The sequence below is a fragment of the Clostridia bacterium genome (assembly GCA_024685775.1).
GTDB lineage: Bacteria > Bacillota > Clostridia > Christensenellales > CAG-1252 > CAG-1252.
Genome location: JAIKVL010000002.1, coordinates 1 through 23,242, shown reverse-complemented (window position 1 = coordinate 23,242; position 23,242 = coordinate 1). Strand labels below are relative to the sequence as shown.

Here is a 23,242-nt window from a genome sequence, read left to right as displayed (position 1 = left end):
GATTATTCGTCGCCTTGATAGGTTTCGAGATCCGCTCCTTCCATATAGAAGTCGTCCGCGGGGAGCTTTCCGCCGATCAACTGCGCTTTATACTCTTTCAAGATCGTAAAATACGCCACGAGATCCGATTTTGCACGAGCGCCGAATTTCGGCGTGATATTCGTCCTTTGGACGCCCTCGGTGCCGAACGTAGCGGGAACGGTCGCGCCCTTTTCGCGCAAACAGTCGATCAAAGGCTGCGCGTCCTGATTAAGTTTCAAACTGTTATCGAAAGTCAATTTCGCGACCTTTTTTACGAGTTCCGCATCAGTTTTGATTAAAGAACTCTTCGCGACGAGCGCGGTTTGCGGATAGCTCGCCGCGGTTCCCGCTGCGGTCTTCCAAGCATCTTGCAGATTCAAAACGATTCCGAGCGGAGAACCGACCTGTTGCAATGCGGTCGACACGGCGGGTTCGCCGAGGACGGCGAAACGGATCGTCTTTTGCTTCAACCCACCGATGATGGTCTTTCCGTCGGCGTGGAATTTCAACGCGACTTTATTCGGGATCGCAACGTCGCTTTCTTCATAAGCGATCTCCGCCGCGTCGAGAACCTTCTTGACGACGATCTCGGGAGTCCCGCCTTGCCCGAGCAGGTTTAAGACCTCGCCTTTGAGAGAATCGAGCGTAAAGCTTTCCGCGGAAACGACGTTCGAAAGCATATAAAGCAAGCCGTAACTGTTCGTTCCGACGAGTTTGATATCGATTTTGTTGTTATACAAGATCGCCGCCATATTCGAAGGCAGGATCGCGATATCGGCTTCCCCGCTCATAACGGCGGCTTTGATCCCGTTCGCGCCGTCCACGATCTTGTAGGTAACGCTCGTTTCCCCGATCTTTTCATAGTTCTTCATAAGGTACGCCATACCGAGCGCGGGACCACCGTCCGGGACTGCGATCGTGATGGCAACCGTTTTAACGGAGGCTTTTCCCGTACAAGCGGAAAAAGAGAAGATCGAAACGATGACAAAGGAAAGAACGAGTAATGCAGCTAATATTTTTTTCATAATTTTTCCCCCTTGGAAAATTTTTTATTACTTGGATTGATAATCGGCGATCGCCGCCGCGATATACAGATCCTCCGCAAACGATGTCGTGATCGGATTCGTTCCGTCGATCTCGACGTCGGGCTTAAACGGGACTCCGTTCATGCAGTACTTTCCGCCTTCTTTCGAATCGTCGATAATGTAATACTCACCGACGACGACTTGGACGAAGAATCCTTCGCGCACCGTCTCCCCGTCCTCGTTTTTGAAATAATCGTAAAGGTATCCGGGATCACGATCCGAATAATAGGTAAATCCGTTTTGCGCGACGCCCTTGCCGACCGTCTCTTTGCCGATGAGTTTGGTCAGCGTTCCGTGGGCTTTCATCGCGCCGATCAAGGCTTCGGATGCGGAAGCCGTTCCGCCGTCCGCCAAAACGTAGATCGGATCTTTGATCGCGTATTGCGAAGGCGTCGTGGAATAAACGTGGGTCTTTCCCGCCCTGACGTAATTAACTTCGACAAGCGGAACGTTGTAATTCTTGGTTTTCGCGTTATAATACTTTTCATCCTTAACGTCGCCGATCAAATAGGAAGCCATTCTCGTAAGAACCGAAGTACTGCCGCCGCCGTTTCCGCGAAGATCGAGGATCAAAGCTTTATTCCCGTCTTCGAGATAGGACTTGAAAGACTCGGTGATTTCCGCCAAAATACGCGTGTAAGACCCGTCGAAAGATCGCAAACAGATATATCCGAAATCCGAAGGTACGCCCGGAAGATCGTTTACATAATAGCATCGCGGAAAGTCGTAATCGATCTTTTGATAGGTAACGTTCAACGATTCGCCGTTTCTTTTCAGCGTAAAGACGGTGTCCACACCCTTCTTTTTCGCCGCGACCAACGACTGAAAATAACTTTTATCCGCGCCGGAGATTCTTTTCCCGTCGATCGCGTAGATCTCGTCGCCGCGCTGCGGTTTTACGCCGTTGCTCTCGTTTTCGAAAGGCGATCCGGGCAAGATCCAATCGATAAAGACTTCGTTGTAAAAAGTGGATTTGACGAGAAGTCCGAATCCAGAGGTGTCACCGGTTGAAGCGGACGGTCTGTCGGGAAAAATGTAATTATGCTCGCCGAGACTTTCGATAATTCCGTACGCCGCGTAAAGATCCGCGGTGTCCTTATCCATTTCCTTGTAGTAGTTTTCCTGAACGAAACGGATCACGTTCTGCAAAAGATCGTAATCCCCGTCCGTGGTCAAATCGGGATTTTTTTTGCACGAAAAGACGCATAAAAGCGTCGCTGCCGAAAGCACGACGCAAAACAAAATTTTAATTACTTTTTTCATTTTGACTCCTCATAATGCAGCGTTCGTTCGTTAAGTCAAACAAAAAACGCGCGCGAACGATCCCGAGTTTGACTTTTTCTCCGATCGAGAGCTTTTCTTTAATCGCGGCGAACACCCTACCTTGCTCCGTTTCGAAAACGTAAAGCGGAGTTTCCGCCGAAAAAAGGCGGGCAAGGACTTTCGCCTCGAAACCGTCTTCCGATAGAACGAAATCGAAAGGAAGAAACCCAGCGAGAACGGATTTCCCGATATAAACGTCCGAAACGGGCGATTTGAATTCCGCGATGGCATTTCCGACCGAGATCTCGTCTTCGCCGAGTTCCGCCGTCAAAACAGAAGGATATTCTTGAAACGCGGAAAAAGCGGCGACGCACGAAGGTTTTTCCATAATTTCCCGCAAACTGCCCTTTTGAAGCAAATATCCCGCATTCAAAAAATAAATTTCCTCGGAAAGCGCCGCTGCTTCCGCGACCTCGTCCGTCGCGAAGACAACGATCCCGCGATCGGATAAAAGAGGCATGAATTCCAAAAACGCCTGCTTTCTCGCGCAAACGTCCAAACGGGAAAAAACGTTGTCGATAAAAACGACTTTCGCCTTGCGAAGATACACCCTGCAAAGCGCGAGCGCGACTTTATGCCATTCGGTCAGGCGATAGACAGGCGCTTCGATCATGACGTCGAGCCCGAAAAGCTTCGCCGCTTGATAGACGGCGTCGCGCCTTTTCTCTTTCGGAATCCCTCTTTTTTTCAAAGGATATTCGAGATTATATAAAACGCTGTGGCGCGAAAAGAGACCGAGATCGTCGAATACGAGTTGAAAATCGCGATCTTTCAAAGGAATATCGCGGACGCTCGCGCCGTCGAAAAGAATCTCGCCCGAAGATTCGATCAAACCGGCAAGCGCTTTCAAAAGCGTCGTCTTACCGCTTCCCTGCGCGCCGAAAACGACGTTTACGCCGTCCGAAAACGAGGAGGAAAATCCCGCCACGGATTCATCGTAACCGAAATATTTGATCGATACGTCTCTGCACTCTAATTTACTCATAAGTAAATTATAGTCCTCTTTTCCCCAAATAGTCAAATAAAGGTTCGTCGGTTTCGGGAGATAAAAAAAACTCCCCGAAAAAATCGGAGAGTTTTTTATCGTTTCAGACCGCGGACCGATCATTGCGCCGCGCTGCGGCGAAGGGTGCGGACGAACGCTTTGGACGAGAACAGTATGACGCCGACGACGATGCAAATCGCAAGATCGGGGAAAACGTAGAAACATTGATACGTTAAGCTATACAGGGGAACGGGCGTTCCTTCGGGCGCGAACGCACCGAACGCGAAGATCCCGGAAATAAAGTGCATTAAGAAGCGGCCGACGCCCGCGACGATTGCGCCGAGCGCGAATTGAAGTTGCGGGATCTTATTCAAGACGCCGAGCGAGACGAAGAGCCCCGCGAGACCGATACACGCAAAAGCGGCGGGATAATCGAGAACGAATTGCGCGGGATGCAGGATATAAGTATCTTGGATCGCTTGCAAAAGTCCGTAGACCATTCCGACGAAGACGCCCTTCTTTACGCCGAACATAAAGGCATAGATCATCAAAGGAAGGAGCGACGCGACCGTGATCGAACCGCCCTGAGGCATCTTGACGATGCGGAGATAAGAAAGCGCGAAACTCATCGCGACCGAGATCGCGCCGTAGGTAATGGATTTCGTCGTAAATCCCGTTTTATCCTTTCTTCCGATGAAAAGCGCAACGAAGACAAGGACGGCGAGCGCGACCGCAGCGAAGATATAAAGCGCAAGCGGATTAACGTCGTCATTCGAGATCCAGTTCATTTCCGCGGCTTTTCCGCCCGAAAAATGGACGCCCATACAGACGAGGACGGCGATGACGCCCGCGGCGACGATCGACGCGACCGCGATATAGATCGGCGTGCTGCGCTTGAAAACGAGAAGGATCGCGCCGAGCGCAATCGCGAGGATCAAGGCGAGCAGCGGATAGAATAAGATCGCGACGATACCGTCTTCGACAAAAGTCATCGTCAAAAGCGTGATCGCCACGGCGGCGGCATACAAGATCGCCGCAAAGAAAAGCGGCTTTCTGATCTTTTCCCAAATCGGTTTATCGTTTAACGCGATAAACGTAACGACGTAGGCGATCGCAAGCGCGACGGTCAACCAAGTAAGGACCGAACGGACGGCGTTAAACGTCGAATCGAACAGGATCGGATACCAAGTAGCCTTATCGGCAGCCAAAAGTTGCAAAAGTCCCATAAAAAAAACCTCCCGAATTCTCGGGAGGTGAAAAAATCAATTCGCTGTTTTTCCATGCCGAGAATTACCTCATCATGTTCAAAGGGTATAATCTCAGCCCTTTCGGGCACCCCTAAACTCAATTTGACTTTATTGTATTCCGCCGAATCTCCTTTGTCAAGGAAATCCGACGAACTTTCGACAAATATTTCGATCAGTCGATGATATATCTGTCGGACTTTTGCTTCGCGCCGTCAAGCTCGGCTTTCTTCGCTTCATAGCCCTTTCTGCCGAACATCGCGTAGGTCGCGTTCTTGCCCTCTTCGACGCCGGGTTGATTGAAGGTGTCGATGTTCAGCATCGCGCCGACGAAAGCGGTTTCAAGCATAAAGAGCATCAAAAGTTGACCGATCGTGTACTCGTTGACTTCGGGAACGATGATCGTGCGATTGAGTCTCTTCTTCTTTTGGAGAGCATATTCGGTCGCCCTGCGCTCCGTGTTGAGCAAAGTGCCCATCGTGTTTCCGCAGAGGAAATTGACGTCGGGGAACTCGGGAAGACCTTCCGGGATCATGACTTCCTTGCGGAAAGAATCAACGGCGATAAAGGTGATGACCTTATCGAACGGACCTTCGGTGTAAAGCTGAATCTGGCTGTGTTGATCGGTAACGCCGAGCGCTTTGACGGGAGTTTGCCCCGCGAAGACTTCGTTTCCGTCCTTATCGACCGCCTTTCCGAGGCTCTCGCCCCAAAGCTGGCAGTACCAGTCGGCAATGTACTTCAAACTATCCGCATACGGCATCATAACGGAAACGTTCTTGCCGCGGTTCATCGCGACGTATTGAAGCGTTGCCGCCATCAAAGGCATATTCTTATACGGATTATTGCTCTTTTTGCCCTTCTTCACCATATCGCGCGCACCCGCAAGCATCAATTTGATATCGATACCGAGGACGGCGGCGGGCAAAAGACCGACCGGGCAAAGCTCGGAGAAACGACCTCCGACGCCCGAGGGAATGTAGAAAGTTTTGAACCCTTCTTTCTTCGCAAGCTTGATAAGGTTGCCTTTTTCTTTATCCGTCGTCGCGATGACGTGAGAAGCGAACTTATCGCCGAGCGCCTTTTTAAGGACGTCGATGATGACGAGATATTGGCTCATCGTCTCGCTCGTCGCGCCGCTCTTGGTGATGACGTTGAACATCGTCGTGTTGACGTCGATCACGTCGAGAAGAGCCGCCATACGCTCCGGGTCGATATTGTCTTCAACGTAAAACTTCGGACCTTTCCGAACTTTATGAGGAAGTTCGTTATAATGAAGATGACGAAGCGCTTGGAAAACGGCGATCGGACCGAGCGCGCTTCCGCCGATTCCGAGGACGACGAAGGTCTTGAAATCTTTGCGGACGTTTTTCGCGGTTTCGATAATATCTTTGACGATCTCGTCTTGGTTAAAAGGAAGGTCCATCCAACCCTGCCAACCCGCGCCGCCTTGATCGACGACCGATTTGAACGACTCTTTGACTTTGTTTTGCACCGCGACGATATCGCTCTCGCGAATGCCCTGCTCCGCTCCGATGTAGTCGCTCATCATGTTGTTGAAGTCGAAACGGATCTGATTTTCGGATTTGTTGATTCTTGCCATTTTTGTTGTATGCTCCTTTTAGTATTGCGGCTCAATAAGACCGATGGTCTTGTCGTATCTCCTGTAAACGATATTGACTTTTCCCGTCGTGGGATTCAGATAGACGAAGAATTTGTTTTCGAGAAGATCCATTTGATCGAGAGCTTCTTCGACGCTCATCGGTTGAAGCTCGAATTTCTTGGTCTTGACGATCGTCGGCTCCTCGATCGGCTCTTGCGGCTCGTTGAGCGCCGCCGCTTCTTCTTCGACTGCCTTGAAGTTAAAGACGCTGTCCTTGAATTTCTTGGTCAATTTCGTTCTGTATTTACGGATTTGACGATCGATCTTCGGGACGACGACGTCGATATTGTTATACATGTTATCGCTGGTTTCTTCGCTACGTATTACAACGCCGTCCACGATAATGGTAAGCTCCATCGTAAACCGACCTTTGTGCTCCTCTTTACACACCACCCTCGCGGTGACGTCATCCGAGAAAAAACGATCGAGTCTTTCCGCTTTCTTGCGAATGATGTCATCCAATCTGTCGCTGACGTTATAATTTTTCCCCACAATGTCAATACGCATATTTTTGCCTCCTTAACGTAGTTTTTATATAAACGCCGAAGCGCTCATACCGATTTATTTGCCTTCTCTCTTGAAAGAAAGCCCGTCTCCGCCTTCGTAATCGACGGAAACGACGTCGCCGATCTCGATCTCGCCGCGAATCAGTTTTTCGGACAGCGCGTCTTCCAAAAGACGCTCGACCGTTCTGCGAAGCGGACGCGCTCCGTACTCGACGTTCGTTCCCTTCTCTATAATAAACTTTTTCGCGTTTTCAGTCAATACTATCCTGATATTTTTACTCTCAAGACGCTTTTCGAGACCCGCGAGCATAATGGACGCGATATCGGAAATATTCTCGGGCGTAAGGCTGTGGAAGACGATGATATCATCCAAACGATTGATAAACTCGGGACGCATTACCGACTTCAAAGCGTCGATCTGACGCTCGCGCTCGTCCTCGTACTCGTCCACCGTCCCGAATCCGAGACGCTTGGTCTGTTTTGAAGAATTCGCTCCGATATTCGAAGTCAGAATGATGATCGTATTTTTGAAGCTGACCGTCCTTCCGTGGCTGTCGGTCAATCTTCCGTCGTCCATAATTTGGAGAAGGACGTTGAAGACGTCCGGATGCGCCTTTTCGATCTCGTCGAACAGGACGACCGAATACGGCTTGCGGCGGATCTTTTCGGTGAGTTGACCGCCTTCGTCATAGCCCACGTACCCCGGTGCGGAACCGGTCAGTTTCGAAACCGAAGTCTTGTCCATGTATTCGCTCATATCGATACGAACGATATTGTTCTCGTCGCCGAACATACATTCCGCAAGAGCTTTGCACAGCTCGGTTTTACCGACGCCGGTCGGTCCCATAAAGATAAAGGAACCGATCGGGCGTTTGGGATCTCCGAGCCCCGCTCTCGCGCGGCGGATCGCCCTCGAAAGCGCGCTGATCGCTTCTTTTTGCCCGACGACTCTTTTTCCGAGCTCCGCTTCGAGATTCATCAGCCTGTCCGCTTCCGCTTCGGTCAGTTTGACGACGGGGATATGCGTCCATTTCGAGACGATCTCCGCGATGTCCTGCTCGTTGATGGAGAGATCTGCGGTACTGACTTCCGAAGACCAATTCAACTTACTTTTCGAGAGTTTGCTTACGAGTTCGTCCTTTTCGTTTTTCAAAGTCGCCGCTTTCGCATAGTCCTCCTGCTTCAAGCAAGCGGAGATTTGATTATCGAGTTCGGTGATCTTTGTTTCGAGCTCGTTGATAGAATCGGGCGCGGTGTAGCACAAAATGCGTTTGCGGCTCGCGGCTTCGTCGATCAGATCGATCGCCTTATCGGGCAAATAACGATCGGCAATATAGCGGTCGGATAATTGCGCCGCGGCAACCAAAGCCTCGTCCGTAATTTTGACTTTGTGGTGCGTTTCGTACTTATTGCGAAGCCCTTTTAAGATCGTGATCGTGTCTTCCACCGAAGGCGGATCGACCATGATCGGTTGGAATCTTCTTTCGAGCGCCGCGTCTTTCTCGATATTCTTGCGATACTCGTCCAGCGTCGTCGCGCCGACGACTTGGAGCTCTCCTCTCGCAAGCATCGGTTTTAAGATATTTGCCGCGTCCATGCTGCTTTCGTTTCCCGCGCCCGCGCCGACGATCATATGGATCTCGTCGATAAAGACGATGATGTCCCCCGCTTCTTTGATCGCGTCGATCGCGTTTTTGAGTTTTTCTTCGAATTCACCGCGATATTTCGTCCCCGCGACGACGCCCGTTATATCGAGCGTAAAGATGCGCTTGTTTTTAAGCGTTTCGGGGACGTTCCCGGAGACGATCGCCTGCGCAAGACCCTCGACGATCGCGGTCTTACCGACGCCGGGTTCGCCGATCAAGACGGGGTTATTCTTCGTCCTGCGGCTCAAAATCTGAATGATCCTTTCGATCTCGTTCTTTCTTCCGATGACGGGGTCGAGTTTATCGCTTTTTGCGCGAGCGGTAAGATCCTCGCCGATCCCTTTCAACGCTTCTTCGAGTTTCCCGGATTTTCGCCCGCCGGCTTGTCCGGAAACGTTCGCTTCTTCATCCTGCCCTCCGAAACGGAGTTTGTCGTACATTTGTTCGAGATCGGAAAAGAAATCGTCCGAACCGTTTTCGTTTTGCCCGCCCGAAAAAGACGAGACGACGTTTTCATATGCGTCGCGCGGATTGCAGCCGTACGCCATCAAAATGCTGGTCGCGACGCTCGGTGTGTCCAAAATTCCGAGAAGGATATGCGCGGGTTCGACTTCCCCCGCCCCCAGTCTCTTTGCGAATAATTGCGATTTTTTAATGACTACGGCGGAATTCTCCGATACTTTTATCGTCGAGATCATCCCGCGATTGACGTCGATATGGCGAAGAACCGCGTCAAGCGTGACGCGCCCTCCGATTTTGCTTCCGAGATCGGGCGCGATCGCAAGCACGCCCGCCAAAAGGTGCTCCGTTCCGAGAAGTCCCCCGGAGCGAGAAGCCAATTTCGTTGCATAATCCACGACCTGTTCGGCTTGTTTGGAAAAATCATCAAACACAATCAGCCCTCCTTTCCTTTTAATATTTTTCTTACCGTATCCGCGCGAGTGACGTCGCGCTCCGCAGGCGAATCGCCGCATCCCGTAAGCCGCACCAAACTCAGCGGTTTACACATCAGGGCGAGATCGTCCAAATTTACGTCGTTTAATTCGATCAAACCGAGCGAAACTCCGATCTTGACGTTAACGATCAAGCTTTCGAGTTCCTTTTCCGAAAGCACCCTCGCCGAAGTCAGGATCGCAAACGCCCGATAGATCGCGTCTTCGAGAGCGATCGTTTCGCGCCGATAATATGCGCTCAAAAGATCTTTTTCGATCGAACGAATCCTCTCCGCCGCGGAAGAAACGCGGTTCAAGATCGTTTCTTCGGAAACGCCGAGAGAGACCCCGTTCGAGATTTGATAAAAATATCCTTCCGCTTTCGTTCCCTCGCCGAGCGCGCCGCGAAGGGTCAAACTCGCGCTGTTGAGCTCCTCTTCGAGTTCGCCGATCTTTCCGAGAGAAGTAAGCGCAGGCAAAAAAAGCATAACGGAAGCGCGCATCCCGGTTCCGACGTTCGTCGGGCAAGCCGTCAGATAGCCGAGGCTTTTATCGAAAGCAAGCCGCGCTTTCGAGCGAAGAGACAGATCGAACTCCTTGACCTTTCGGAAGCAGGATTCGAGATCGAGACCGGACGTAAAACTCTGCGCGCGGACGTGATCTTCTTCCATCGTCATAACGGAAAGAGACTTGTCCTTTCTGATGAGCGCGCCGCCGTAAGGCGATTCGGTCAATGCGGGACTGATCAAGCGGCGCTCGACGAGATAGCTTTTCTCCTGCTCTTCAAGCTCCGACATTCGGTAAAAAGACGCGTCAAACAGCTCTTTTCCCGCCGAAACGACGGCTTTCTCGACCTTATCCGCATCCGAAAGAGAGGCGCGGGAAGGAAAACGCATATCGGCAAAATTTCTCGCAAGACGAACGCGGGAGGAAACGACGGTGTAATCGATCATTGCTCTTTCCCCCATACCCTATCGATTTTCTCTTTGAGCTTTGCGGCGGTTTCGTAATCCTTTCGATCCAGCGCATCCTTCAAATCGCGATAGAATTCTTCGACGTCCGTCGGCGGCGGAGGCGTCGCGTCCATACCGACGTGGCGAACCGCTCCGTGATAACCGCGAATATACTCGACGAGATAATCCTCGAAGACGCGATAACAGTTATCGCAACCGAGAAGCCCCGTCGAAAGGAAATCGTTCAACCGCATTCCGCAAACGGGGCAAACGCGCTCTTCGGGCGGCGTGTTGCGAAGGACGGCTTGCTCTTGGAGCTCTTTATATTTGTTATCCATCAGCGCCTTGCAATGCGAGCAAACGCGATACGTCGTGCTTACGCCGTTAACGACGCGCACGAAGGAATACTCCGCGATTCGGGTATGACAGATTTGACACAACACTTTTTCCATATAGCAAACCTTTTTATGAAAAGGCGTAAAAAACGGTTTTATTCGAGAAACTCCGCGCATTTTACGGCAGCGGAAAGATAGCTTTCATGCGAACCGAGATCGAAGCATTCGCCCTGAAATCGAACGGCGATCAACGCTCCGTTTTTCGCTTCGAGATTGAGCGCGGGGACGACGCCCGCGTCGTCTCTTCTCGGAAGAACGGATAGGCTCCGAATCGCGGAAGGCGACAGAACCATTCGCCCCAAAAGGACGTCCGCCCGAGGAAGCGCGTATCCGATCGGCTTTTCTTCGATCTTTCGAACGAAGAATCGATCATCGGTCTCCGAACCCGCGGGATAGACGACGCCGTAGTTTTTCGCTTCCCTTCCGGGTATTTCGCGAACGAGGACAGCGGATCTTCCGCATTCCGCCTCGTGAAAAAGAACCGACGTCGGAGTTTGATCTCCGCAAGATCCGAACGAACGAAAACCGCGCACTGTCGAGATCCCGAGGACGTCGTCCGGATAAAGGACAAGGATCGGATCCTCTCCCGCGAAATCACCCGCCGCGAGAATCGCGTCGCCCGTCCCGAGCGGTTTCTTTTGATAAACGAAGGAAACGCGCATTCGATCGAGAATCCGATCGCGTTCGGCGCATAAAATTTTCGCCAAGTCTCCTTTCGAAGAACAAGCGCGGTCGAAATATCGTTTGATCGAATCCTTCCCCTTCGAGAGGACGATCCGCGCGTCCGTAACCCCGGCTTCCGCCGCTTCGGCAAGGACGTGATGCAAGGCGGGAAGCCCCGCGAGCGGCAAGAGTTCTTTCGGAACGCAAGCGGTAATCGGCGCGAGCCTCGCTCCGTTACCCGCCGCGAGAACGACTGCTTTTCGAGCCATCTTTTCTCTCCTTTATTATAGTCCGATCGAGAAAAAAAATCAAGATTAACTATAAATTATTATAAATATATGCTATAATATATTCACGAAAAACGGCGAAAGGTGCGCTATGTCGGAAAACGATATTTTACATTGCGACGCGAATAATTTTTACGCGTCCGTCGAGATCGTCAAAGATCCGTCGCTCAAAGGAAAAAACGTCGCGGTTTGCGGCGATCCGGAAAAAAGGCACGGAATCGTCCTCGCCAAGAGCGAAGGCGCGAAAGCGCGCGGCGTAAAGACGGGCGACACGGTTTGGCAAGCAAAACAAAAATGCCCCGACCTGATTTTTTTGCCGCCCGATTTTCAAAGTTATCTGCGATACTCGAACGCCCTTTTCGATATCTATACCTCTTTTACGGACAAAGTGGAAAGCTTTGGGCTGGACGAATGCTGGCTCGACGTCAAAGGGAGCCACGGTTTATTCGGATCGAGCGAAACCATCGCGGAAACCATTCGAAGAAGAGCGCGCGAAGAACTCGGCTTGACCGTCAGCGTCGGGATCTCCTTTACGAAGGTTTTCGCTAAACTCGGATCGGACTATAAAAAACCCGACGCACAGACCTTGATCAGCCGCGAAAACTATAAAACGATCGCTTGGAATCTCCCGGTCGAAGACATTTTGATGGTCGGAAAAAGCGCAAAAAACTTTTTCAAAAGCGTCGGCATCCGAACGATCGGCGATCTCGCGAACGCAAACGAGCAACTTTTGAAAAGCAGGCTCGGTCAAACGGGCGTGACGTTAAAGAAATGGGCGAACGGCGAAGAAGAGGATCGAGTAAAGTATTATTATGAAAAACGCGACCCCGAAAGCATCGGAAACGGAGCGACCGCCGCGCGCGATCTTTTGACGAAAGAAGAATGCGAAAGCTTTATAACCGCGCTTGCCGAAAGAGTCGCCTTTCGCCTACGAAAACACGGAAAGGCGGCGTGCGGCGTTCACCTTTGCTTGAAGTACAGCGATCTTTCCACCGAAGGAAAGCAAAGGAAACTTCCCTGCCCGACCGCGTCCGCAACCGATCTGACCGCCGCGGCGGAAACCGTCTTCGACGAACTTTGGAAAGAACGTCGCCCGATCCGCGCGATCACCTTGACTTCGATCTATCTCCTCGGCTCGGGTGATTACGCGCAACCTTCCCTATTCGGAGAAAACGAAAACGCGGAGCGACACACACGCTTCGAAAAGACGGTGGACGCGCTTCGCGAAAAATACGGCGTAAAAATTCTGCAACGGGCAAACCTGATCAAAGATATATTCGACGCGGATGAATTCGACGAAGAAACCAAACCTTTCAAACGAAGCTAAATGAATCAACGATAAAAAAAATCGAGCGTTTGCTCGATTTTTCTTTTAGTCTCTCGAAGATTTTCTTTTGCGCGCGGCTTCTTCTTTCTTCTTGCGCTTCACGCTGGGCTTCTCATAAGCCTCTCTTTTTTTGATATCGCCTATAATACCGTCCTTGGTGCATTGACGCTTGAAACGTCTGATCGCGCTATCCAAAGATTCATTTTCACGAACTTTAACGATTGTCACTTTTCTCACCCACCTTCCGACACCGGTAAAATAGTTATAAAAAAAGTTTACAACGATTCGCAGCCGCTGTCAATCGTTTCAGCACATTTTATCGGACAATATTTCCCCGCCGAGAACGTGAATATGCAGATGCGGAACGCTTTGCTTCGCGTCTGCGCCTTTATTGGAAACGAGTCTGAACCCGCCTTCGAGTCCGAGGTCTTTCGAGATCCTGCCGATCGTGCGAAGCATACGACCGACGAGCGCTTCATCTTCCTCGGTCATTTCGGTCACGTCCGCAAAATGTTTTTTCGGAATCGCGAGAAAATGATATTTCGCTTGGGGCGCGATATCTTTGATCATGATCATATCGTCATCCTCGTAAACCTTCGCGCTCGGGATCTCCCCTTTAATAATCTTACAAAAAATACAGTCCATATTTATCCTCCTATTCCGCCACAAGTCCGTCGGCGTGTTCGCCTTGGATCGTGACGATGATTTTTTTACCGATCGCCTGCTCTCTGTCCGGGACGTAGACGCGGATATAATTTTCCGAATGTCCTTCCGCGAAGACACCGTCCGTCCGCTCGATCACGACTTCGAGACGCCTTCCGACGAACAGACTTTCATACGAGCGTTTCAGCTCCGCCTTCAAACCGATCAAGCGATCCGCGCGCGATTTGACGACGGCGGGATCGAGCGCGCCCAAAGGATACGCCGCGGTGCCGCTTCTTCTCGAATACGGGAAAACGTGAATATCCGAAAACCCGATCAAACGCGCGAAAGCAAGCGTCTCTTCGAAGTTTTCTTCGCTTTCGGCGGGGAATCCGACGATGATATCCGTCGTGATTGCCGCCTGCGGGAAATACGAACGGATCAATTCGACCTTTTTCGCGAATTCCTCCGTCGTGTAATGGCGATTCATCGCTTTCAAGACCGCATCCGACCCGCTTTGCAGGGAAAGATGAAAATGCGGGCAGACGTTTCCCGCCGAAACGATCGCCTGCAAAAATGCCTCGTCGATCACGCCGACTTCGATGCTGCCGAGACGAATGCGCGCGGGGACGACGGAAAGCGCGGCGATCAATTCGGCAAAAGAACTGCCGATATCGGTTCCGTAAGCGGAAATATTGATACCGGTCAAGACGATCTCATCCGTGCTCAAAGCTGCGTTTTGACACTCTTCGAGGATGGACTCGACCTTTCTCGAACGGACTCTTCCGCGAAGATAAGGAATAATGCAGTACGAACAGAAATTATTGCATCCGTCCTCGATCTTGACGTAAGCGCGGGCGCGGAAGTTCTTCGCCTCCGCCATTTCTTCATACTCGGTCGGCAAAGGCTCGATATGGACGCCCTCTCCGACGAAATCAAGGACTTTTTCTTTCGCCGCCGTTCCCGAGACGAAAGTCACGCCCTTCATCGAGAACTGCTCCGGATTCTTTTCCGCGGCGCAACCGATCACGAAGACTTTCGCGCGCGGATTGAGTTTCAAAACCTTCCCGATATACTGACGGGATTTTCGTTCCGCTTCTTTGGTGACCGCGCAGGTATTGATCAAATAACAATCCGCGACGGAAAGCTCGTCCGACACGGTATGCCCGAGCTTGATCAGGCTTGCGGTCAAGCTGTCACACTCGTATTGATTTACTTTACATCCGAGATTCAGAACGCAAATTTTCATATTTTTCCAGTTCCTCCGCAGCAAACGCCAAACTCACGATACACGCCGTTTCCGCGCGCAGGATGCGCCGACCGAGCGTTACGACTTTTGCTCCTCTTTCTTCCGCAAAACGCACTTCGTCGGGCGAAAAGCCGCCTTCGCTGCCGATCACGATCGCGACGGAGCCATCTTTTTCCGAAATCTCGGAAGCGATTCTGCCGGACGTCGCGTTTTCATAACAAAAGATCACTTTGGAAAATCTTTTTGCGGCGTTCTCGACTCCCTCTTCGAAAGAAACGGGCGCATAGATTTTCGGGACGACCGCCCTTCCGCATTGCTTCGCCGATTCGAGAGCGATCTTATTCAATCGATCGAGATTTTGATTCTTTGCGTTCGTAAACGCCGAAATCATCAATCGGATCTCCGAAGCCCCGATCTCCGTCGCTTTTTGGACGGCGACGTCGGTCTTTTCGATCGCGCACATATAAAGGGCGAGCGGAACGGTCAGTTCGTTTCCGTTCTTTTCCGCGCGTTCGGGAACGCATTCGAAAAAGTCTTTGCCGACCTCCGTCACGACGCAAAAATAATCGAAGCCGTCGCCGTTCGAAAGAATCAGCTTATAGCCGACTTTATAGCGACTGACCTTGACTGCGTGAATGAATTCATCCCCGTAAATTCGAATGGGTTCTCCGATTTTTACGGGAACTTCGTGCGAAACGAAAAAACGTTTGATTTCCATAGATTTATTATATTGCTTTTCAGGGAAAGGCGCAAGAAGAATCATAAAAAAGAGGTCTAAAAGACCTCGATTTCAATAATTATTCCTTTTTGCGAAAGAGCAAACCGACCCAAACGCCGTCGCGCTCTTCCTTCACGATTTCGAACCCCATATTCTCGAATCGTTTGATCAAATCGGGCGCGAACTTATCGATGATCCCGCCGAGAACGGCATAGCCGCCTAATTTGACGACATCGCCCGCGTTCGTCATTCGCGCGAGAATATCCGCCGTAATATTGGCGAGTAAAACGTCCGTTTTCTTTTCAATTCCTTCGAGCAGCGAAGCGCATTCGACAGGCGCGGAAACGCCGTTCAGCGAAAGGTTTTCTCTGAGATTGCAAAGCGCGGATTCGTCGATGTCGCGAAACAGACATTCTTTCGCGCCGAGTTTGATCGCCGCGATTCCGAGGATTCCGCTCCCCGCTCCGGTGTCGATGACGGAACGCCCTTCGAGAGGAATTTCGGATAAGAGTTTCAAACAAAGGCGCGTGCTTTCATGCTCGCCCGTTCCGAACGCGGATCCGGGATCGATCAGGACTTTGATTTCGCCAGTCGCCTCGTCTTTCTTCCAGATCGGGACGACCGAGATCTTTCCGACTTCGATGATCTTATAACACTTTTTCCAATCTTCCGTCCAGTTTTGCTCTTTTACTTCTTCAATGGATAACTCCAAAGGACATGCAAAAGGACAGTTCTCTTTTATGCGGGAGATCGTTTCTTCGAGATCATCGGAAATATCCGAATAATTTCCCTCGTAAAATCCCGTCACCGTGACCTCTTTCGGGCGGTTCAGGACGCTGTCTTCGAGGTAATCCCAGACCAGAGAAGATCCCCAAAGATCAGCGAGATCCGCGGCGTCGTCCACCGCGACGCCCGATCTTGAAAAGCGATAAAGGGCGTCGGAGACGATCTCCGCGCCCTCATGCGTCGTCTTAACGATGATCTTGATCATTTTTTCAAATACTCCGCGAATTTCTTTTGCTTGGGACTTTGCCCGGAAGAAAGGCTCTCGTCGAATTTTTCAAGAATTTCTTTTTGCGATCTCGAAAGACCGCTCGGCGTCTGGACCTGCAAAGTAAAGTAAATATCGCCGTGCGATTCGGAATTTACGCGTTTGATCCCCTTTCCGGAAAGCCTGCAAACCGTCCCGGTCTGCGTCCCCTCCGCGACTTTGTATTTTACGACGCCGTCCAAAGTCGGGACTTGGATCTCACCTCCGAGCGCCGCCGTCGCATAAGAGATCGGAACGTCGAAATAGACGTCGTAACCTTTTCTCTTGAAAAGCGCGTGCGGTCGAACGTTCACGATAATGATCAAGTTTCCGTTTTTGCCGCCGTTCTTACCCGCGTTTCCTTCGTTATAGAAGGTCATCATCTGCCCGTTGTCGATTCCCGCAGGGATATTCGCGTGGATCACGCGAGACTTTTTAACCGTTCCTTTCCCGCCGCAGTTTTTACAAGTGTCGGTGATGATCTTACCCGCGCCGCGGCAATCCGGGCAAACGCTTTGAATGACTTGCGTGCCGAAGATCGTGTTTTGGCGCATCGTCACCCTACCGGTCCCGCCGCACTTGGCGCAGGTCCTATAAGCCGTCCCGCCTTTCGCCCCCGTTCCTTTACAGTCCGGGCAGGATTCCTGACGCGTGATCGGAATATCCTTTTGAACGCCTTTGACGGCTTCGGTAAAGTCGATCGTTATATTCAAGGTGATATCGTCGCCGTCGATTCGATTGGATCCGCGCGAACCGCCTCTTCTGCCGCCCGTAAACGCATTGAAGAAATCGCCGAAGAAGTCGTCGAAACCGCTGAATCCCTGCGCGCCGCCCGCGCCGCCGAATCCACCGCCCATCGGGCCGTTTTCATCGCCGTATTGGTCGTACGCCGCGCGTTTTTGCTTATCGGACAAGACGTCGTAAGCGTGATTCACCTTTTTGAATTGCTCTTCCGCTTGCTTGCGCTCCGCTTCGGGTTTGGTCGAATAAAGGTCGGGGTGATACTTTTTCGCCATCTTGCGATAGGCGGATTTGATCTCCTCGTCCGTTGCGTTCTTATTTACGCCGAGCGTTTCATAATAGTCAAATTTTTCTGCCATAGTTTTCCCTTTTCGACGCGCTGTCGATCGCTCGATAAAACGTCGAATTGCAGAGAGGTTTTGTCCTCTCTGCAAACGTTATTGAATTGAATTATTCGACGGTTCCGTTCCCGTTGATATTTCCGTCGCCGGGGTTTTCTCCCGCGCCCGGATTGTTCGCTTGCTCTTGTTGATAGAGCTTGGTAAAGACCGGATTGATCGCCGAGGAAAGTTTCTCGATCGCGGCTTTGATCTTGTCGACGTCGTCCACGTTCATTTCTTCCTTCGCGACTTTGACCGCATCTTCGACGGTCTTTTTATCTTCTTCGCTGAGCTTGTCGCCGCTGTCCTTGACCGCTTTTTCCGCGGTGTAGATGAGCTGCTCGCCGCTGTTCTTCATTTCAAAGAGTTCCTTACGCTTGTTATCCTCTTCCGCGTACTTCTCCGCGTCTTTGATCGCCGCGTCGATATCGCTTTCGGAGAGGTTGGAGCTCGCGGTCAACGTAATGCTCTGCTCTTTGTTCGTGCCTTTATCCTTCGCCTTGACGTTTACGATGCCGTTCGCGTCGATATCGAAGGTAACTTCGATCTGCGGGATGCCGCGGGGCGCGGGAGCGATGCCGTCCAAAATAAATCTGCCGAGGGTCTTATTGCCGCTCGCCATCGCGCGCTCGCCTTGCAGGACGTGGATCTCGACGGAAGGTTGATTATCCGCCGCAGTCGAGAAGATCTGCGATTTCGAAGTCGGAATCGTGGTGTTTCTGTCGATGAGTTTGGTAAAGACGCCGCCCATCGTCTCGATACCGAGGGAAAGCGGAGTAACGTCGAGAAGCAAGACGTCTTTGACTTCGCCGCCGAGAACGCCCGCTTGGATCGCCGCGCCGATCGCGACGCACTCATCCGGGTTGATACCCTTGTAAGGCTCTTTTCCGGTCAAGTTACGAACCGCGTCGATAACCGCGGGGATACGGGTGCTGCCGCCGACGAGGATGACTTTGGAGATCTCCGAGAAGGTAAGCCCCGCATCGGACATCGCCTGCTTGGTCGGGCGGATCGTTCTCTCGATAAGGTCGGCGGTCAAGCTGTCGAATTTCACTTTCGTGATATCCATATCAAGGTGTTTCGGACCGTCCGCGCCCGCCGTGATGAACGGCAAGTTAACGTTCGTCTTGGTCATACCGGAAAGCTCGATCTTCGCCTTCTCCGCCGCTTCTTTGATACGCTGCATCGCGACTTTGTCCGTGGAGAGATCGACGCCCTCTTTCGCTTTGAATTCGCTGACGATATAGTCCATCAATTTGTTATCGAAGTCGTCGCCGCCGAGACGAGTATCGCCGTTCGTGGAAAGGACTTCGAAGACGCCGTCGCCGATTTCGAGGATCGACACGTCGAACGTACCGCCGCCGAGGTCGTAGATCAAGACCTTTTGGTTCTTGTTTTCCGATTTATCAAGACCGTACGCAAGCGCCGCCGCGGTCGGTTCGTTGATGATACGAAGGACTTCGAGACCCGCGATCTTACCCGCGTCCTTGGTCGCTTGACGCTGGCTGTCGGAGAAGTACGCCGGGACGGTGATGACCGCTTGGGTGACTTTTTGTCCGATATAGGCTTCCGCGTCCTTTTTCAGTTTGGAAAGGATCATTGCGCTGATCTCTTGCGGAGAAAAGCTGTTGTTGTCGATTTTAACGGTGTAAGTCGTTCCCATTTCTCTCTTGATCGAAGAAACGGTGCGTTGCGGGTTGGTGACCGCCTGACGCTTCGCGGCTTGACCGACGATTCTTTCGCCGTCTTTCGAGAAAGCGACGACGGACGGAGTGGTCCTCGAGCCTTCCGCGTTTGCGATAACGGTGGCTTCGCCGCCTTCCATAACGGCTACGCAAGAGTTCGTGGTTCCCAAATCAATACCGATAATTTTACTCATAATTCACATCTCCTTTTATTTATTTGAGGCAACGCCTCGATACGTTTTTATTTATTAAGGATAACCTTTATCCTTTTATTCCGATTTCTCCACACCGACCTTGACCATCGCGTAACGGATGACTTTATTTCCGAGTTTGTAGCCGCGTTGGTAGGTTTCGAGGATCTTTCCGACTTCGCTTTCTTCGACTTCCGCGCGCTGGACCGCGTTATGCAAGTTATGGTCGAATTCCGCTCCGTCCGTCTCGATCTCGCTGACGCCGAGTCCGGTGAGCGAGGTCTCGATCTGCTTTTTGATCAAATTCAATCCTTCTTTCGACTTATCGTCCTGCGAGATTTTCAGCGCGCGATCGATGCTGTCGATGATCGGAAGGATCGCTTCGACGGCGTCCGCCGTCCCGTCTTGCCGCGCCTTAATCGTCGCGTCCAGATTTCTGCGACGGAAATTCTCGTAATCGGCGCGAAGCCTTAAATAGTTATCTTTTTCCGTTTTGAGCTCAGCCGTCAGCCTTTCGACTTCGGGATCGACTTTCTTTTCCTCTTCCTTGACCAAGGATTCGGTATCGAAAGAAACGAGCTCTTCCGCCCCGTCATTCTCCGGAGCCTTCTTTTTATTTTCTTGTCCTGATTTCGCCATTTGAGTTCTCCTTTTTCTCGTCCGCTTCCCCGCCGAATACCTTTTGGATATAGTGCAGGACGCTGACGACCTTGTCGTAATCCATTCTTTCCGGACCGATAACGCCCGCTTTTCCGATCTCCGCGCCGCCGATCGAATAGCGCGCCGTGACCATCGAGCAGTTGTCGTTCAGTCCATCCGGCTTTCCGATTCGGACGGAAAGCTCGATATCGCCGTCCGTCGTCATAAGTTCGCCGAGTTTATCTTTTTCATCGAGAAGTTTGATGAAGTTCTTCGCGTTATCCGGTTCGTTGAACTCGGGGTGATCGAACATTTTGCTCGTCCCTTCGACGAAGACTTTATCGTGACGCCCCGAAGCGTACTCCTCCAAAAGATTGACGATCTTATCGAAAATATCGTGATATTGAAGCATTTCGCCTTCAATATTCATATTTTGCGACTTGATCTCTTTCAAGGTGCGCCCCGAAAACAGATCGTTCACGACGTTATTCGCCGCGCTGACGTAGCCGCTTCCCATATTGACGGGGATGTCGATGATGTTATCTTTTATAACGCCGCTGTCCGTCATAATGACGACGAGCGCTTTGCCCGCGTCCACCTCGACGATCTTGACTTCGCGGATGCGGATCTCATCGGTGTTTTTGATGACGATGACGCTCGTGTAATTCGTTGCGTCGGAAATGACGCGCGCCGTGTTGCGGACGACGTCCTCGATCTCGACGATCTTTCTTCCGAGATAATCGCGAACGCCGGCGACCTCGATCTCCTTCTTCTCTCCCGAGAGAACGTTCTCGACGTAGAGTTTATAGGCAAGCTCGGTCGGAATGCGCCCCGCGGAAACGTGCGGCTGAACGAGATAGCCGAGCTCTTCGAGCGCGGAAAGCTCGCTGCGGATCGTCGCGGAGCTGATATCCTCGCCGTATAACGTTTTGATCTCTGAACTCGAAACGGGTTCGGCTGTTTTAATGTACCGCTCGACGAGTAATCCGAGAATTTTTCTTTTCCTCGCGGAAAGGTCCATCTTTTTGCCTCCTTTACTGCCTTGGCAGTTTTCTTTTTCGAGTGTTAGCACTCTCGACTTTCGACTGCTAACATTGTATTACCATTATGTTCCTTTGTCAACCCCTTTATGCCGTTTTTTCGAAAATTTTCCAAAAAAATTCCGCGACGACAAAAATCCGATAATGATTGCGTGCGGAAAAACACAAATAAACAAATAACAATATATTATATTAGATCGGAAATGATCGAATTCGAGACGTAAAAAAATTCGGGTCTGATCGCAAGTTTATCCTCGGAAAACAAGAGAAAAGGAGCGAGTTTTTCAAGATTTTCCGCCCTCTCTTCGAGAAGATCCGATCCGAAAAGCAAACGGTAACGAGCGAGATCCAGCCCCTCGGAAAGGCGCAAACCGAGCATAATGAATTCTTCTTTTCCCTCTTCCGAGTCGATCCTTTGAAAGGCGGGGCGCGCCGCGCCTTCGCTTTCGATATATTTGATAAGATCGCGCGCGTTGCGCCTGCGCGATGCGGGAAATCCTCCGTCGCGCTTGATAAAAGAACTCGCTCCGAGACCGAGACCGAGATAATCCGCGTACTGCCAAACGGAGGTATTATATCGGCAGACTTTTCCGTCGCGGCAAAAGTTACTGATCTCATAGCGCGAAAACCCGCGCTTCCCGAGGAGATCGCAAGCGAGATCGTAACGATCCGCGGAAAGGTCCTCGTCGGGTATAAAATCGCCGTGTTTCGCTTCTTCGTATAATCTCGTCCCCTTTTCGAGGATCAAACCGTAACAGGACAGATGCGACAGCGGAAAATCGGAAAGTTTTTCGATCGTCTCCGAAACGTCCGAATCCGTCTCGGAAGGAAGCCCGACCATTACGTCCGCGCCGACGGAAGGAAAATTTTCGGTCAAGAGCGTCAGCGCGGCAAGCGCCGTTTTTTCGTCGTGAACGCGACCGATCCGCTTTAAGAGGCGATCGGACAAAGACTGGACGCCGAGGCTGACTCGGTTGACGCCGAGGTCCTTCGCCGCGCGGACGAATTCTTCCGTTACGCTTTCGGGATTCGCTTCGACGCTGATTTCCGCATCGCTCTCGACGGAGAAATTCCCGAAGATCGCGTCTTTGAGCGCAGGGAAAAATGCAGTGGTAAGCGACGGCGTTCCCCCGCCGATATAGACGCTCGTCACCTTTCTCTTATGCTTTTTCGATTCTCTTTCGATCTCCTTGACGAGCGCGCCGAAATAATCGCGCATCGTCGTTCGATCCGCAAAGGACAAAAAATCGCAGTACGCGCATTTCGAAGCGCAATACGGGATATGAATATACAGGGAAAAATCGTCGAAAAAAGATCTCACCGCTTCAAAATAGACATAAAGGCTTCGCTCGGAAGGCTGACGCTGCCGACCTGCCGCATCCTCTTTTTACCCTCTTTTTGCTTTTCGAGAAGCTTTTTCTTTCTCGTTATATCGCCGCCGTAGCACTTGGCAAGGACGTCTTTACGCATCGCCTTGACCGTTTCGCGCGCAATGACTTTCCCGCCGACGGTGGCTTGGATCGGGATTTCGAACATTTGGCGCGGGATCACTTCTTTGAGTTTCTCCGCGATCGTCCTGCCGCGGGGATACGCGTCGTCCTTATGGACGATCAAACTCAAAGCGTCGCAAACTTCGCCGTTAAGCATAATATCGAGCTTAACGAGCTCGCTCTTTTGGAATCCTGTGATTTCGTAATCCATACTCGCATAGCCGCGCGTGCGGGACTTCAAATCGTCGAAAAAGTCGTAGACGATCTCCGCAAGAGGAATATCGTAGATCAATTTCGCGCGCGAGGTGTCGACGATTTGAAGTCCCGCACGCGCGGCTATGCGAGTATGGATTACGAAATCACAGGATTCCAAAAGAGCGAGCTCGTTAAGCTCGATATTATGCTTA

The 23,242-nt window shown here is 51.4% G+C and carries 22 protein-coding genes and 1 riboswitch; of the genes, 1 reads left to right on the top strand and 21 read right to left on the bottom strand.

Translation table 11 applies throughout. The features are described 5' to 3' along the window. Nucleotides 1–2: 2 nt before the first annotated feature. The 10 genes from K5753_00270 to K5753_00225 all read right to left on the bottom strand — a co-directional run bounded on the left by K5753_00270 (nucleotide 3) and on the right by K5753_00225 (nucleotide 11,685). Entirely contained in the window at nucleotides 3–1,046 is a 1,044-nt protein-coding gene (locus K5753_00270; protein ID MCR4725645.1) for a hypothetical protein, read from the bottom strand. Nucleotides 1,047–1,073: 27 nt separating this feature from the next. Further along, nucleotides 1,074–2,369, bottom strand: a complete 1,296-nt coding sequence (locus tag K5753_00265) for a hypothetical protein (GenBank protein ID MCR4725644.1) — start codon at nucleotides 2,367–2,369, stop codon at nucleotides 1,074–1,076. Then, nucleotides 2,353–3,414, bottom strand: coding sequence for an ATP-binding cassette domain-containing protein (locus K5753_00260; protein MCR4725643.1), 1,062 nt, complete (start codon nucleotides 3,412–3,414; stop codon nucleotides 2,353–2,355). Before K5753_00260 ends, K5753_00265 begins: the two co-directional genes overlap by 17 nt. Before the next feature lie 119 nt (nucleotides 3,415–3,533). Continuing rightward, entirely contained in the window at nucleotides 3,534–4,640 is a 1,107-nt protein-coding gene (thiT, locus tag K5753_00255; GenBank protein ID MCR4725642.1) for an energy-coupled thiamine transporter ThiT, read from the bottom strand. Between the two features lie 33 nt (nucleotides 4,641–4,673). Beyond that, nucleotides 4,674–4,764, bottom strand: a riboswitch (TPP riboswitch). A 69-nt stretch (nucleotides 4,765–4,833) separates the two neighbouring features. Then, the gene (locus K5753_00250; protein ID MCR4725641.1) at nucleotides 4,834–6,261 is read right to left on the bottom strand and encodes a glucose-6-phosphate isomerase; all 1,428 of its coding nucleotides are present in this window, start codon (nucleotides 6,259–6,261) and stop codon (nucleotides 4,834–4,836) included. Between the two features lie 18 nt (nucleotides 6,262–6,279). Then, entirely contained in the window at nucleotides 6,280–6,828 is a 549-nt protein-coding gene (raiA, locus tag K5753_00245; GenBank protein MCR4725640.1) for a ribosome-associated translation inhibitor RaiA, read from the bottom strand. 54 nt (nucleotides 6,829–6,882) lie between these two features. Next, the gene (locus K5753_00240; GenBank protein MCR4725639.1) at nucleotides 6,883–9,369 is read right to left on the bottom strand and encodes an ATP-dependent Clp protease ATP-binding subunit; all 2,487 of its coding nucleotides are present in this window, start codon (nucleotides 9,367–9,369) and stop codon (nucleotides 6,883–6,885) included. Then, a complete protein-coding gene (locus K5753_00235; protein ID MCR4725638.1) occupies nucleotides 9,369–10,373 on the bottom strand; it encodes an ATP--guanido phosphotransferase in 1,005 nt (334 codons plus the stop codon). The genes K5753_00240 and K5753_00235 overlap by 1 nt, the downstream gene beginning before the upstream one ends. After that, nucleotides 10,355–10,810 carry a hypothetical protein gene (locus K5753_00230; protein MCR4725637.1) on the bottom strand — a complete coding sequence of 152 codons (456 nt, stop codon included), beginning with the start codon at nucleotides 10,808–10,810 and terminating at the stop codon, nucleotides 10,355–10,357. Before K5753_00230 ends, K5753_00235 begins: the two co-directional genes overlap by 19 nt. A gap of 38 nt (nucleotides 10,811–10,848) precedes the next feature. Then, nucleotides 10,849–11,685, bottom strand: coding sequence for an NTP transferase domain-containing protein (locus tag K5753_00225; GenBank protein ID MCR4725636.1), 837 nt, complete (start codon nucleotides 11,683–11,685; stop codon nucleotides 10,849–10,851). A gap of 109 nt (nucleotides 11,686–11,794) precedes the next feature. On the opposite strand from K5753_00225, the gene K5753_00220 reads away from it, so the two are divergent. Next, entirely contained in the window at nucleotides 11,795–13,030 is a 1,236-nt protein-coding gene (locus K5753_00220; protein MCR4725635.1) for a DNA polymerase IV, read from the top strand. A 45-nt stretch (nucleotides 13,031–13,075) separates the two neighbouring features. Here K5753_00220 and rpsU read toward each other — a convergent pair whose 3' ends face one another. From rpsU to K5753_00165, 11 genes are all read right to left on the bottom strand, one after another. Then, nucleotides 13,076–13,258 carry a 30S ribosomal protein S21 gene (rpsU, locus tag K5753_00215; GenBank protein ID MCR4725634.1) on the bottom strand — a complete coding sequence of 61 codons (183 nt, stop codon included), beginning with the start codon at nucleotides 13,256–13,258 and terminating at the stop codon, nucleotides 13,076–13,078. Nucleotides 13,259–13,336: 78 nt separating this feature from the next. After that, entirely contained in the window at nucleotides 13,337–13,675 is a 339-nt protein-coding gene (locus tag K5753_00210; GenBank protein MCR4725633.1) for a histidine triad nucleotide-binding protein, read from the bottom strand. 10 nt (nucleotides 13,676–13,685) lie between these two features. After that, on the bottom strand, nucleotides 13,686–14,921 hold the full coding sequence (mtaB, locus tag K5753_00205; GenBank protein ID MCR4725632.1) for a tRNA (N(6)-L-threonylcarbamoyladenosine(37)-C(2))-methylthiotransferase MtaB: 1,236 nt from the start codon (nucleotides 14,919–14,921) through the stop codon (nucleotides 13,686–13,688). After that, nucleotides 14,890–15,639: a 16S rRNA (uracil(1498)-N(3))-methyltransferase gene (locus K5753_00200; protein MCR4725631.1), complete on the bottom strand. Its 750-nt coding sequence runs from the start codon at nucleotides 15,637–15,639 to the stop codon at nucleotides 14,890–14,892. The genes mtaB and K5753_00200 overlap by 32 nt, the downstream gene beginning before the upstream one ends. A 79-nt stretch (nucleotides 15,640–15,718) precedes the next feature. Further along, nucleotides 15,719–16,630: a 50S ribosomal protein L11 methyltransferase gene (locus K5753_00195; GenBank protein MCR4725630.1), complete on the bottom strand. Its 912-nt coding sequence runs from the start codon at nucleotides 16,628–16,630 to the stop codon at nucleotides 15,719–15,721. Next, complete coding sequence (gene dnaJ, locus K5753_00190; protein MCR4725629.1) at nucleotides 16,627–17,769, bottom strand: molecular chaperone DnaJ; 1,143 nt, start codon at nucleotides 17,767–17,769, stop codon at nucleotides 16,627–16,629. The genes K5753_00195 and dnaJ overlap by 4 nt, the downstream gene beginning before the upstream one ends. Nucleotides 17,770–17,860: 91 nt before the next feature. Then, nucleotides 17,861–19,669, bottom strand: a complete 1,809-nt coding sequence (gene dnaK / locus K5753_00185) for a molecular chaperone DnaK (protein MCR4725628.1) — start codon at nucleotides 19,667–19,669, stop codon at nucleotides 17,861–17,863. 75 nt (nucleotides 19,670–19,744) lie between these two features. Further along, the gene (locus tag K5753_00180) at nucleotides 19,745–20,305 is read right to left on the bottom strand and encodes a nucleotide exchange factor GrpE (GenBank protein ID MCR4725627.1); all 561 of its coding nucleotides are present in this window, start codon (nucleotides 20,303–20,305) and stop codon (nucleotides 19,745–19,747) included. Continuing rightward, entirely contained in the window at nucleotides 20,280–21,377 is a 1,098-nt protein-coding gene (hrcA, locus tag K5753_00175; GenBank protein MCR4725626.1) for a heat-inducible transcriptional repressor HrcA, read from the bottom strand. The genes K5753_00180 and hrcA overlap by 26 nt, the downstream gene beginning before the upstream one ends. 155 nt (nucleotides 21,378–21,532) lie before the next feature. Next, nucleotides 21,533–22,666, bottom strand: coding sequence for a radical SAM family heme chaperone HemW (hemW, locus tag K5753_00170; protein ID MCR4725625.1), 1,134 nt, complete (start codon nucleotides 22,664–22,666; stop codon nucleotides 21,533–21,535). Beyond that, the coding region (locus K5753_00165) for an elongation factor 4 (GenBank protein ID MCR4725624.1) at nucleotides 22,663–23,242 on the bottom strand (580 nt) is incomplete at its 5' end. The genes hemW and K5753_00165, both read right to left, overlap by 4 nt.